Annotated in this window: 12 protein-coding genes; 8 read left to right on the top strand and 4 right to left on the bottom strand. The window is 71.4% G+C overall.

All coding sequences use genetic code 11. The features are described 5' to 3' along the window. Window positions 1–974: 974 nt before the first annotated feature. From BA175_RS27125 to BA175_RS27095, 7 genes are all read left to right on the top strand, one after another. Entirely contained in the window at window positions 975–1,277 is a 303-nt protein-coding gene (locus tag BA175_RS27125; RefSeq protein WP_069174150.1) for an urease subunit gamma, read from the top strand. A 13-nt stretch (window positions 1,278–1,290) separates the two neighbouring features. Further along, window positions 1,291–1,602 (top strand): urease subunit beta, encoded by a 312-nt coding sequence (locus tag BA175_RS27120; RefSeq protein WP_069174149.1) that lies wholly within the window; start codon window positions 1,291–1,293, stop codon window positions 1,600–1,602. Further along, window positions 1,595–3,316 carry an urease subunit alpha gene (locus tag BA175_RS27115; RefSeq protein ID WP_069174148.1) on the top strand — a complete coding sequence of 574 codons (1,722 nt, stop codon included), beginning with the start codon at window positions 1,595–1,597 and terminating at the stop codon, window positions 3,314–3,316. The genes BA175_RS27120 and BA175_RS27115 overlap by 8 nt, the downstream gene beginning before the upstream one ends. A 14-nt stretch (window positions 3,317–3,330) precedes the next feature. Continuing rightward, the gene (locus BA175_RS27110) at window positions 3,331–3,996 is read left to right on the top strand and encodes an urease accessory protein UreF (protein ID WP_069174147.1); all 666 of its coding nucleotides are present in this window, start codon (window positions 3,331–3,333) and stop codon (window positions 3,994–3,996) included. Window positions 3,997–4,045: 49 nt separating this feature from the next. Beyond that, entirely contained in the window at window positions 4,046–4,723 is a 678-nt protein-coding gene (gene ureG, locus BA175_RS27105) for an urease accessory protein UreG (protein WP_069174146.1), read from the top strand. After that, window positions 4,720–5,487, top strand: coding sequence for an urease accessory protein UreD (locus BA175_RS27100; RefSeq protein ID WP_069174145.1), 768 nt, complete (start codon window positions 4,720–4,722; stop codon window positions 5,485–5,487). Before ureG ends, BA175_RS27100 begins: the two co-directional genes overlap by 4 nt. A 611-nt stretch (window positions 5,488–6,098) precedes the next feature. Beyond that, window positions 6,099–7,676 carry an alpha/beta hydrolase gene (locus BA175_RS27095; protein ID WP_175420927.1) on the top strand — a complete coding sequence of 526 codons (1,578 nt, stop codon included), beginning with the start codon at window positions 6,099–6,101 and terminating at the stop codon, window positions 7,674–7,676. A 246-nt stretch (window positions 7,677–7,922) separates the two neighbouring features. Here BA175_RS27095 and BA175_RS27090 read toward each other — a convergent pair whose 3' ends face one another. Beyond that, window positions 7,923–8,987 carry an NAD-dependent epimerase/dehydratase family protein gene (locus BA175_RS27090; RefSeq protein WP_254667999.1) on the bottom strand — a complete coding sequence of 355 codons (1,065 nt, stop codon included), beginning with the start codon at window positions 8,985–8,987 and terminating at the stop codon, window positions 7,923–7,925. Window positions 8,988–9,053: 66 nt separating this feature from the next. Further along, the gene (locus tag BA175_RS27085; protein WP_069174142.1) at window positions 9,054–9,767 is read right to left on the bottom strand and encodes a lysophospholipid acyltransferase family protein; all 714 of its coding nucleotides are present in this window, start codon (window positions 9,765–9,767) and stop codon (window positions 9,054–9,056) included. 803 nt (window positions 9,768–10,570) lie between these two features. Here BA175_RS27085 and BA175_RS27080 point away from each other — a divergent pair. Continuing rightward, entirely contained in the window at window positions 10,571–10,861 is a 291-nt protein-coding gene (locus BA175_RS27080) for a DUF6343 family protein (RefSeq protein WP_107407653.1), read from the top strand. Between the two features lie 306 nt (window positions 10,862–11,167). On the opposite strand, the gene BA175_RS31325 is transcribed toward BA175_RS27080, so the two are convergent. Continuing rightward, window positions 11,168–11,326, bottom strand: coding sequence for a hypothetical protein (locus BA175_RS31325; RefSeq protein ID WP_175420926.1), 159 nt, complete (start codon window positions 11,324–11,326; stop codon window positions 11,168–11,170). Between the two features lie 66 nt (window positions 11,327–11,392). After that, the gene (locus tag BA175_RS27075; RefSeq protein WP_069174141.1) at window positions 11,393–12,340 is read right to left on the bottom strand and encodes a cytochrome c oxidase assembly protein; all 948 of its coding nucleotides are present in this window, start codon (window positions 12,338–12,340) and stop codon (window positions 11,393–11,395) included. Window positions 12,341–12,344 lie beyond the last annotated feature (4 nt).

Raw genomic sequence — 12,344 nt, 5'->3', positions numbered from 1 at the left:
CGCCGTGGTGGCGGGGGCTTGTCGTCCCACGGATCTTTACTCACCTGGTGCCTGATTTCCGAGCTGAAAAGGCGTTATGTGAGAGTCGTCACGGCTGACCCGTTCGGGTGGGAAGGGTGAGCGCCCCTCCCGGCAGGCCCTCCCTGGCCAGCTCCGTACCAGTGGCGGAACAGGGCGTTTCGCTCAGTGTCCGCGAGCGACGCGCAAGTGGGACCGTCCCTCCTGAGGGCTGCTGTCTGAGCCGAACGGGGGAGGAAGATTCCCCGGGCCGCCGGGCGTGTCGTGGCGTGTGCGCCGAGAGGTGGAAAAGAGGCGGTAGTCGGCGGGTCGGGGGCTCAACTCGTGGCATTCGGACGCATGGTGACCGCCCGGCGGGCCGTCCCCACCCGGCAGGTGCGGGGAGCGGGCCGGTGCTCCCGCGTGGATCGGCGTCTCGTCCGCTCACGCATGAGCGCCGGAGTCGTCCCGCAGGGCGTCGGCGACGGGAGGCCGGCGCCGCGCCGCCCGGCACGGTCCGCAGGCATCACCGCGGCGCCGCCGGATCGGTCCGGCCGGCCTGGTCGCGCTCCTCGGGGCAGCGGTGGACACGTGCGCCTTCGGGGCGGACGGGGCGGAAGCGTAGGGCGACCGGGCGCACCCTGGGGTACGGCCCCGCGCGGGTGGCGGCCGGCCGCCACCCTGGAGGAGTGACGGCCCCGGTGGAGGCGCCACCCGGGCGATCCTCCCCCGCACGGGACACGCACCGCGTGGGGGTGTTGCACGGACGGCCGGGCGTGGGTACGCCCGAGGGCGGGCCGTGCGGCCCTGATGTGCATGGGCCGGCAAAGGGTCAGTTAACGCGCCGGAAAAACTTCCGCCCTAACGTGCAATACCTGGCCGCGAAGCGCTCTCCGATCTTAAACAAACTGTTGAAGGTCGATAGGGTCCCGCTGCGCCCGGAGCCGGTACCGGGCGGAAGACGACGAGGTGGAACCGTGCAACTGACTCCGCACGAACAGGAACGCCTGCTCATCCACGTGGCGGCCGATGTGGCCGAGAAGCGCAGGGCCCGGGGCCTGCGGCTGAATCATCCCGAGGCGGTCGCCCTGATCACCTCGCACCTCCTCGAAGGGGCCCGTGACGGCCGGACCGTCGCCGAACTGATGGCCTCGGGAAGGAAGGTGCTCACCCGGGAGGACGTCATGGACGGCATCCCGGAGATGATCCCCGACGTCCAGGTGGAGGCCACCTTCCCGGACGGCACCAAGCTGGTCACCGTCCACGAACCGATCGTCTGACGGGAGCACTCCGATGATTCCCGGAGAGATCTTCTACGCGGACGGCCCGGTGCCGATCAACGAGGGGCGCCCCGTCACCCGCCTCACCGTGCTGAACGCCGCGGACCGTCCCGTCCAGGTCGGCTCGCACTACCACTTCGCCGAGGCCAACCCGGGCCTGGAGTTCGACCGCCCCGCCGCCCACGGACTGCGCCTCGATATCGCGGCGGGGACCGCCGTGCGCTTCGAACCCGGCATCCCGGTCGACGTCGAACTCGTACCGCTCGCAGGTCTGCGCGTCGTTCCCGGACTGCGTGGCGACACCGGAGGTTCCCTCGATGCCTGAACTCAGCCGTGCCGTGTACGCGGACCTGTTCGGCCCCACCACCGGCGACCGCATCCGGCTCGCCGACACCGACCTCGTCGTCGAGATCGAGGAGGACCGCTGCGGGGGGCCCGGACGGGCCGGTGACGAAGCCGTGTTCGGCGGTGGCAAGGTGATCCGGGAGTCCATGGGCCAGGCGCGCACCACCCGCGCCGAGGGTGCACCCGACACCGTCGTCACCGGTGCCGTCATCATCGACCACTGGGGCGTCGTCAAGGCCGACATCGGCATCCGTGGCGGACGGATCACCGGCATCGGCAAGGCCGGCAACCCGGACACCATGGACGGGGTCCACCCCGACCTCGTCATCGGCCCGGAGACGGAGATCATCGCGGGCAACGGCACGTTCGTCACGGCGGGAGCCGTCGACGCACACGTCCACTTCATCTCGCCGACCCTCGTCGACCAGGCGCTCTCCGCCGGCATCACGACCCTCGTCGGGGGTGGGACCGGACCGGCGGAGGGCACCAAGGCCACCACCGTCACGCCTGGGCCCTGGCACCTCGCCCGGATGTTCGAGGCCCTGGAGGGGTACCCCGTCAACATCGGCCTGCTCGGCAAGGGCAACACCATGTCCCGTGAGGCCATGCACTCCCAACTCCGGGCCGGGGCACTGGGCTTCAAGATCCATGAGGACTGGGGTGCGACCCCCGCCGTCATCGACGCCTGTCTGGGCGTGTGCGAGGAGACCGGAGCCCAGCTCGCCATCCATACGGACACGCTCAACGAGGCCGGCTTCGTCGCCGACACGCTGGCCGCCATCGCCGGGCGCACCATTCACTCGTACCACACCGAAGGCGCGGGAGGCGGGCACGCACCCGACATCATCACCGTGGTCTCGGAGCCGTACGTCCTGCCCAGCTCCACCAACCCCACGCGTCCGCACACCGTCAACACCATCGAGGAACACCTCGACATGCTGATGGTCTGTCATCACCTCAACCCGGCGGTCCCGGAGGACCTCGCCTTCGCCGAGTCCCGGATCCGGCCCTCGACCGTCGCGGCCGAGGACATCCTCCACGACCTGGGCGCCATCTCGATCATCTCCTCGGACTCCCAGGCGATGGGGCGCATCGGCGAAGTGGTCCTGAGGACCTGGCAGACGGCCCATGTGATGAAACGGCGGCGCGGCTCCCTGCCCGGCGACGGCCCCGCCGACAACCACCGGGCGCGTCGCTACGTCGCCAAATACACGATCAATCCGGCCGTCGCCCAGGGGCTCGACCGGGAGATCGGCTCGGTCGAGACGGGCAAGCTCGCCGACCTCGTGCTGTGGGACCCGGCGTTCTTCGGCGTCAAGCCCCGGACGGTGATCAAGGGCGGCCAGATCGCCTACGCGCAGATGGGAGACGCCAACGCCTCCATCCCCACACCCCAGCCGGTTCTGCCTCGCCCGATGTTCGGTGCCGTCGGCCGGGCGCCCGCCGCCACCTCCGTCAACTTCGTCGCCGAAGCGGCGCTGGCGGACGGGCTGCCGGAACGGCTTGCCCTCGGCAAGCGGTTCGTTCCGATCAGCAGCACCCGGGGAGTCACGAAGGCGGACATGCGGGAGAACGACGCCCTGCCCCAGGTCCACGTGGAACCCGACAGTTTCGCCGTCACCATCGACGGGGAACGGGTCGAGCCCGCACCGGCCGCTGAACTGCCCATGGCCCAGCGTTACTTCCTCTTCTGACCGGACGGCACCCCATGACGACACGCGCGGCCCTCCTCGTCCTCGCCGACGGCCGCTTCCCCGCCGGAGGCCACGCCCATTCGGGAGGAGCCGAGCCGGCCGTCACGGCGGGCCGCATCCGCGACCCCCGGAGCCTCGCGGACTTCTGCCTGGGCCGACTGCACACCACCGGCCTCACCGCCGCGGCACTCGCGGCCGCGGCGGCCCACGGGCTCGACCCGCTCGCCCTCGACGAGGCAGCCGACGCCCGGACCCCGTCGCCCGCGCTGCGGGCCGTGGCACGCAAGCTCGGCCGCCAGCTCATGCGGGCGGCGCGGGCCACCTGGCCCGGCCCCGAGCTGGACGCACTCGCCACGGCCCGGCCGCGCGGTGCGCACCAGCCCGTCGTCCTCGGCCTCACCGCCCGCGTGGCCGGCCTGGGTCCCGAGGACGCCGCACACTGCGTCGCGTACGAAACCGTCAGCGGACCGGCCACCGCGGTGGTCCGGCTGCTCTCCCTGGACCCCTTCGAGGCCACCGCCGTCCTCGCCCGCCTCGCGCCCGCGCTCGACCGCGTCGCCGAACAGGCGGCCGCGGCCGCGCGGGAAGGCATCGACGCGCTGCCCGCCGCCTCCGCCCCGCTCCTCGACATCGCCGCCGAGGCGCACGCGGCCCGGCCCGTCCGGCTCTTCGCGTCCTGACTCCACCCTTTCCGATTCCCGATCGCCGACCCTCTCAGGAGCCGCACCCATGCACCGCGACCCCGCCCACGACGGACCTGCGGCCATCAGCGCCGACGCCGCCCGCCCCGACGGAACCCGGCGCGCCCTGCGCATCGGCCTCGGAGGACCCGTCGGTTCCGGGAAGACCGCGACCGTGGCCGCCCTCTGCCGTGTCCTGCGCGACCGGCTGTCCATCGCCGTGGTCACCAACGACATCTACACCCAGGAGGACGCCGCCTTCCTGCTCCGCAACGCGGTACTGCCCCCCGAACGCATCCAGGCCGTGGAGACCGGCGCCTGCCCCCACACCGCCATCCGGGACGACATCTCCGCGAACCTCGAAGCAGTCGAGGACCTCGAGGACTCCGTGGGTCCGCTCGACCTCATCCTCGTCGAGTCCGGGGGCGACAACCTCACCGCCACCTTCTCCAGAGGACTGGTCGACGCCCAGATCTTCGTGATCGACGTGGCGGGCGGCGACGACATCCCGCGCAAGGGCGGACCCGGCGTCACCACCGCCGACCTCCTCGTCATCAACAAGACCGACCTCGCCCCCTACGTCGGCTCCGACCTGGAGCGGATGGCCCTCGACGCCGCCGCTCAGCGCGGCGACCTCCCGGTCCTGTTCACCTCGCTGACCGCCGAGGACGGCGTCGCGCCCGTGGCCGGCTGGGTGCGGGAGCGACTCGCCGCCTGGGCCGCATGAGCGTCAGCGCCACCGCACGCATCACGGCGGTCGCCGACGGCCGCGGCTCCACCCTGCTGCCCGTACTGGAGAGCGACGGGCCACTCGCCGTGCGCCGCACCAGATCCCCGGAGGCCGGTTGCGCGCGCGTCACCGTGGTCGGTGCCATGAGCGCGCCCCTGGGCGGCGACCGGCTCTCCATCGAGGCGCGGGCCGAGGCAGGGGCGCGGCTGTCGGTGGACTCCGCCGCGGCCACCGTGGCACTCCCGGGCGCGGGGCCGGAGGCGGGCGCAGCGTCGTACACCATCAGGCTGAGCGTGGGGGAGGGGGCGGTGCTGCGCTGGCTTCCCGACCAGCTCGTCTCCGCTTACGGCAGCGAACTGGACATGGTCACGCAGGTCGAACTCGCAGCCGGCGCACGCCTGGTGCTGCGGGAGGAGCAGATCCTCGGCCGGCACGGTGAGCAGACGGGCAGTCTCTCCACCCGGCTGACCGTCCGGCTGGCCGGCCGGCCGCTGCTGGACCAGCAGGTGGCGTACGGGCCGACGGCGCCGGGCGGCTGGGACGGTGCGGCAGTCCTCGGCGGTCACCGGGCCATCGGCCAACTACTCGTCGTCCATCCCTTGTTCGAGGACGCTCCGGCGGCGCCGAGGCTTCTCGGTACCGACGCGGTACTCACCCCGCTGGCAGGTCCGGCGGTGCTCGTGACCGCGCTCGCCGCGGACGCCCGGCTCCTGCGAGGCATCCTGGACGAGGCGCTGAGCGGGCTGCCGAACGGAGCCTGAGCGGCCCGGGGACGGCAACCGAACAGGGTGGGCGCGGCGCGCCGACGGCGGCCCGCACCCGGGGACGGCCTCCGGTCCTGGGCGAGGAGTCCGGGCGGTACCTCGTCCAGGGCGTGCCCCCCGGCCGGCCGAGGGGCGCGGCACACCCTCGTGGACGGAGCCGGGGCGCTCGCTCGGCGGACCACGGCATCGCGTCGTCGGCCGCGGACCGGGTCCCGGTCCGCGGCCGACGCAGACCGCGTACGGCTGAACCGGGTGGGCACCGTACCGCGACCACGTTCCACCGAGCGGAGCAGCCTCCGCCCCGGGGCGGGTCTCGCTCGGCTCGGCCGGTCCGCGGCATCCGAGGCGTGGCATCCGGTCCCTGGCATCCGGGGCGTTGCGTCGGGGCATTGCGGCGTACGCGAGTACGCAGGATGCCGCGAATGGCCTGATTTCGATCCACCGACCCTGCCCCGGTCCGCTGAGCGGGACCCGTAGCACCGGTTATTGGTTCGGTAAAGAAACACGTGTACGCCCTGTTCTCAGCAACCTCACAGACGAAAGGATCCGCTGGACACACGAACGAGTGCGCCGCTACGGGCGGCGCATCACGTAGGGGGAGGTTCCACTTGAGACGCACCGCAGTGCTCGGCTCGGCCGGCACTCTGATCGCGGGCACGCTCATAGCGGGCGCGATAGCCGCACCGGCAGCCAACGCCGACGGCCGGCACCACGGCAACCCGGAGGCGCGTGGCGTCCAACTCGCTGCGGAGCGGGCGGAGAAGGCCGGCGTCGACTGGGCGGCCTGCCCGGCGGACTGGGCGATCTCCGCACCCATCCAGTGCGGGTGGGTCACCGTGCCGCTCGACTACGCGAAGCCGAACGGCAAGCAGATCAAGCTCGCCGTCGACCGTCACGTCAGCACCGGCACGAAGGCAGAACACCAGGGCGCGCTCCTCTACAACCCCGGCGGGCCCGGCGCCTCGGGCATGGCGTTCCCGAAGCGCATCCTCAACAAGAGCCCCCTGTGGGTGAACGCGGCCAAGGCGTACGACTTCGTCGGCTTCGACCCCCGCGGAGTGGGCCACTCGGCACCGATCTCCTGCGTCGACCCGCAGGAGTTCGTCAAGGCGCCGAAGGCGGACCCGGTCCCCGACAGCGAGGCCGACAAGCGCGCGCAGCGCAAGCTCGCGGCCGAGTACGCGGACGGCTGCGCCGAGCGCAGCGGCGAGATGCTGCCGCACATGACGACGCCCAACAGCGCTCGCGACCTGGACGTCATCCGTGCCGCGCTCGGTGAGGAGAAGCTCAACTTCCTGGGCGTCTCCTACGGCACCTACCTGGGTGCGGTCTACGGAACGCTCTTCCCGGGCCACGTGCGTCGCATGGTCGTCGACAGCGTGGTCAACCCCGAGAAGGACAACATCTGGTACGAGGCCAACCTCAACCAGGACATCGCCTTCCAGACCCGCTGGGACGACTGGAAGGCGTGGGTCGCCAAGAACGACGCCACGTACCACATCGGCGACACCCCGGAGAAGGTCGAGCAGGCGTGGCTGACGCTGCGCGCGGCCGCCAAGAAGAACCCGATCGGTGGCCTCGTGGGACCGGCCGAACTCATCGGCTTCTTCCAGAGCGCGCCGTACTACGACTCGGCCTGGGCGCCCGTCGCCCGGACGTGGAGCGCCTACCTGGCCGGGGACACCCAGGCGCTGATCGACGCGGCGGCACCCGACCTCTCGGACACCGCGGGCAACGCGTCCTCGGAGAACGGCAACGCCGTGTACACGGCGGTGGAGTGCGCTGACGCCAAGTGGCCCACGAGCTGGCAGAAGTGGGACCGCGACAACACCCGGCTGCACCAGGACAACCCGTTCATGACCTGGGCCAACGCCTGGATGAACCTCCCCTGTGCGACCTGGCCGGCCAAGCAGCAGACCCCGCTGGACGTCCGCACCGGCAAGGGACTGCCGCCGGTGCTGATCGTGCAGTCCACCCGTGACGCCGCCACTCCGTACGAGGGCGCCGTCGAGCTGCACAAGCGCTTCGCGGGCTCCCGCCTCATCACCGAGGAGGGCGCCGGTTCCCACGGTGTCACCGGCCTGGTCAACCCCTGCATCAACGAGCGGGTGGATGCCTACCTGCTCACCGGGAAGACCGACCGGTACGACGTGACGTGCACCCCGCACGCCACGCCGAAGCCGTAACCGGCACCGGCTGTCCAGGGGCGGTCGGACTCCGGTCCGGCCGCCCTCCCCGGTCCTTGACCCGGGCCGACGGGTCGGCGGCTTGTCCGGCCCACCTGAGGGCCTCTCACCTCCGGTTACCCGACGGGCGGCCCCGCCCCCTCCCTCCCGTCTCCTCGCCTCTCCGTCCACCCGACCGCGGTGTCCGCGGCTTCTGTTGCCGCGACTTCCGTCCTCCCTGACATTCTTTTCCCTCCGCCCTCCTCCTCAGCGCGGTCCGGCCTCGACGCTCTCCAGCCAGGCGTCCTCCGCCGCATAGTCGAAGAGGTCGCCGTGCGGGTCGTACGCCGCGGCCATCGAAGGGAACGCGGCACGCCAGTCACCGGCACTCCGCTGCAGCCGCTCGGTGAGCCACTCGACGGTCGCCGGTAGCGACTCGGCGTAGCCTGTTACCGGTACGTATCCCAACTCCCGCCCGGCTGCGGTCATGTCGTAGACGACAGGGTGTTCCGCGCTCCAGGGCGTGCGGCCCAGGGCTGCCTGCGGGGCGGCCGTCTCCATCAGCACCGTCTCGCTCCGCCACCCCATGACCGCGTCGACCGCCTCGCCCATCTCGGCGACGGTCGGGGCGTAGGGATCCGCAGCGTTCAGTATCCGGGTACCGGGGCGCAGGGCGGCGAGCCGCACCAGCTCGGCGATGTTGGAGACGTGCGCCGGGCCGAACCTGCTTCTCCCGCCGTGGGCGAGCACCCGGCGACGACGGCCGTCCAGCACCCGTTTGACGAAGTACAGCTCGCGAGGGGTACGGCAGTGCGGCCCGTGGACCGCGCCGGCACGAAGGACGGTCACCGGCAGTCGGCGGGCCGCTGCCAGGAGAGCCCGCTCCAGCGCGATCTTGCGGGTGCCGTAGGTCTGTGGCCCGGGCGCGACCGTCGGGCAGCTCTCCGGGATCGGCACCGGGTAGCGCGGGAACCCGTCCGGCTCGTCCTGCGTGTCGAAGCTGCGGCCACGATCGTCCGCGTACACGGCGCCGCTGGATATGACGACCGCCGAACCGATCCGGTCCGAGAGATCCGTCAGCTGGGTTGCGTGGTCCTCGCCGAAAGCGACCATGTCGACCAGTACGTCGCAGCCGTCGCCCAACGCGGCCGCGAGCGCGCCGTCCTCCTCGCGGTCGAGCACCACGTCGCGCACCTCCGGGCCCCAGGCACTGTCACGCCGGCCCTCACGCGAGGCGGCTGTCACCTCCCACCCGTCCTGCGCCAGGGCCCGCACCGCGGCCCGCCCGATCTGCCCGGTGGCGCCCAGCACGAACGCCCGTCCTCTGCTCATGACGGGGACGCTACGGCCCCGGCGTACCGGAGGGCCAGAGCGATCGGCCGAGAGCAGATTCCCCGCTCAGCTCGGCCGGCGCGGGAACTTCCTGGGCTGCTCGGCGGTCTGTGACGCCTTCACCTTGACCGCGTACTCGTCGACGTACTCCTGCTCGGAGAGTCCGAGGATCGCGTACATGATCTCGTCCGTGACCGCCCGGATCGCTGCCTTCCGGTCCTCGAGGCCGGCGTAGCGGGAGAAGTCCAGCGGCTCTCCGAAGCGGATGGTGACCCGCTTGATCCGGGGCACGGTCTGGCCCGGCGGCTGGATCTCGAAGGTTCCGACCATCGCACAGGGAATGACCGGGACCCCCGCCTTGATCGCCATGACGGCGACCCCGACCTTTCCCTTGTACAGCCGCCCGTCAGGGGAACGGGTGCCCTCCGGGTAGATGCCGAGCAGCTCACCCCTGCGCAGCACGCCCAGCCCCTCACGGATGGCGGCCTTGCCCGCTTCCTTGCCCGACCGGTCCACGGGAATCTGCCCGATGCTGTGGAAGAACGCAGCGGTCAGCCGCCCCTTGATGCCCGGACCGGTGAAGTACTCCGCCTTGGCGAGAAAGGTGATCCGGCGCTTGATGATCGCGGGCATCAGGAAGTGGTCGGAGAACGACAGGTGATTGCCCGCGACGATGGCCGCACCGTCCTCGGGGATGTGCTCGATCCCTTCGATGCGTGGCCGGAACAGCAGCCGCAGCAGGGGGCCCAGCAGGACGTACTTGAGTACGTAGTAGAACACGGGCGGCTCCTCGCTCTGCCTGATCGGCTCCAGGACTGCGTTCCTACCAGGTCGGTGGCGATCCCGGAAGAACACGGTCCGGGAGTTGCACCTCGCCCGCTCGCCGCCCCCGACCGGCGCGGGACGCCACGGGGCCGACCCTGCTGCCGGCCCACGATCCCCACTCCGACGCCGACCCTCGTTCCGGGTAACCGGGGAACGCGTTATGCCTCACCGGCACCTCCGGCCTCCCTCGGTAGGACGGTGTCGGCGGGCACGTCCGACGCGCGGTCCCCTCCTCCCTCCGGTCGAGTCCGCCCGTGCTCCGGCGGCCCGGCAGGTTGCGCGTGCCCGGCGACGGAACGCGGAAACGCAGCGGGGAAACGGAGGGGAGAAAGGGAACCGGAGAAACGGAGCCGGGAACACGCGAAAGGAAATTATTGGTTCATTTAGAATTGAAGTCGACATTCCCGGCTCGCTTCCCAGGAGCACGGGTACGGGCGATCATGACGCATACAGGAGGAAGAGGTGGGCCGGTGCCGGGACGGAGCGGCGAAGGCGCCGACGAGGCGGCTTCCGGCTTCCGGGCAACATCTGTACGACGCTGCCGAGCGGCCCGGAGCCGAAGGATGCTGCTGACGTGGGCACCCACCCGAACGGTTCGAAGCGCTGCGCGAGGTGAACCGGTCGAAGGCCTGGCAGGCGAGTAGCTGAACCCTCGGCCCCGAGCGCCGCACGCACCGCCGGTGACCCGCCTCGACGGCGCAACGGCCGGGTGCGACGCCACGACGGGCCGCCGCGCCGCCCCGTGACACCGAGGAGGAATCGTGTCCCTGCCCTCACCGCCCCCCGGCCGCCACCGCAGGAGGTCGGGAACGGAGCCACTCACCGCGCGCAGCGCCCTCGGCCTGCGCCTCATCCTGTCCATCGGCGGAGTGACGCTGTTCATCGCCCTCACGGTGCTGCTCGCCTTCTGGTCCGCGTCGTCCGGAGCGAAGGACTCGCCGGGCCCCACCTCGCTGGCGGTGCTCGCCGGGCTGTGCGGCCTGTTCGCGGTGATCGCCGCCGTGGATCTCGTCGTCGTCCTGCGCAGACGCTCTCAGGAGCGCCCCTGACCCGGCAGCGGCTCGCCATGCCGGGCGCCTCACACAGGTGGACGGCTCACGCACACCGGGGTCGAAGTGGGGCATCCCGTCCCGGGCGGCGGCGGACCGCGCCGGCGCGGCACGGAGCCGGGGCGCGGTCGGCGAAGTCCCCGCCCTCCCGTCCGTACGGGGCACGCGCCGCTCTCCGCCCCGGAAGGCGTGGACGACCGGACGATCACCCGCTGAGGCCCCAGGCTGTTCCGCACCCGGACCCCGATCGGATCGTTCGGTGCGCCCCGGCCCCGGCCGGACGCGGCGCGTGAGCCTCGGACGCGGTCAGACGTCGCGGCTGGCGAGCATCCCCACGGTGGCCAGCCCCAGCACCACCCAGCCGAACCAGAGCCAGCCGTTGCTCCCCAGAGCCACCGTGTACGCCGTCACCGCGACGAGCGTGCCCACGGTGAGCACTCCCATGGTCTTCGTGGATCCAGGCATGAGCGCACGCTCCTCACCGGCCGCACGGCCGTTGCAGCCATGGTCACCCGGCGGGGCCCTCCACCGCTACTGCCGGGCCTGCAGCGAGGCCAGATACGCGTTGTACGCGTTCAGTTCCTGGTCGCCGTCCCGGTCCGCGGCACGGTCGGAACGCTTGGCCGTCCGCTGGTCGGAGCGGTACCACTGGAAGACCAGGGCGATCAGCACCAGCACGGACGGGATCTCGCTGAAGGCCCAGGCGATCCCCCCGGCGGCGGACTGATCGCCCAGCGCGTCGATCCCGAGGGAGGCCGGCGGATTCTCGTACGCCTTCACCATCGGCTGGCTCGCCATCATCAGCGCGATTCCGAAGAAGGCGTGGAACGGCATACCGGCGAAGAGCTCCAGCATCCTCATCACGTACCCGGGCCGGTGCGGTCCGGGGTCGACGCCCATGATCGGCCAGAAGAACACCAGGCCCACCGCGAGGAAGTGCACCATCATCACGACGTGACCGGTCTTCGAGCCCATCAGGAAATCGAAGAGCGGGGTGAAGTACAGGCCGTACAGGCTCGCGATGAAGAGCGGGATCGTGAACACCGGATGCGTGATGATCTTCATGTAGCGGCTGTGGAGCAGCTTGAGCAGCAGCTCGCGCGGACCGGTGCGGCCCCGTCCCGCCACCGGCAGCGCCCGCAGCGCCAGCGTCACCGGGGCGCCCAGGAGCAGCAGGATCGGCGACACCATGCTGATGATCATGTGCTGCACCATATGGACGCTGAACATGACCATGCCGTAGTCGTTCAGGCCGGTGCACATCACCAGGGCGATGGACAGCACGCCGACGACGAAGAACACGAGCCGGTTGACCGGCCACCCGTCGCCCCGCCTGCGCAGGCGGAGTACCCCGTAGCCGTACAGGGCCAGGGCGGCCACGCAGCCGATCAGGAAAAAGGGGTCCGCGGAGAATCCGAGCCCACGTCCCAGCGTGAACGGCGGCAGATCCATGTTCATGCCGTGCCCGCTGTGATCCATCTGT

The organism is Streptomyces griseus (genome assembly GCF_001715295.1).
Taxonomy (GTDB): domain Bacteria; phylum Actinomycetota; class Actinomycetes; order Streptomycetales; family Streptomycetaceae; genus Streptomyces; species Streptomyces griseus_G.
The sequence above is the reverse complement of the archived record's forward strand: the minus strand, read 5'-3'. Positions and strand labels throughout refer to the sequence as shown.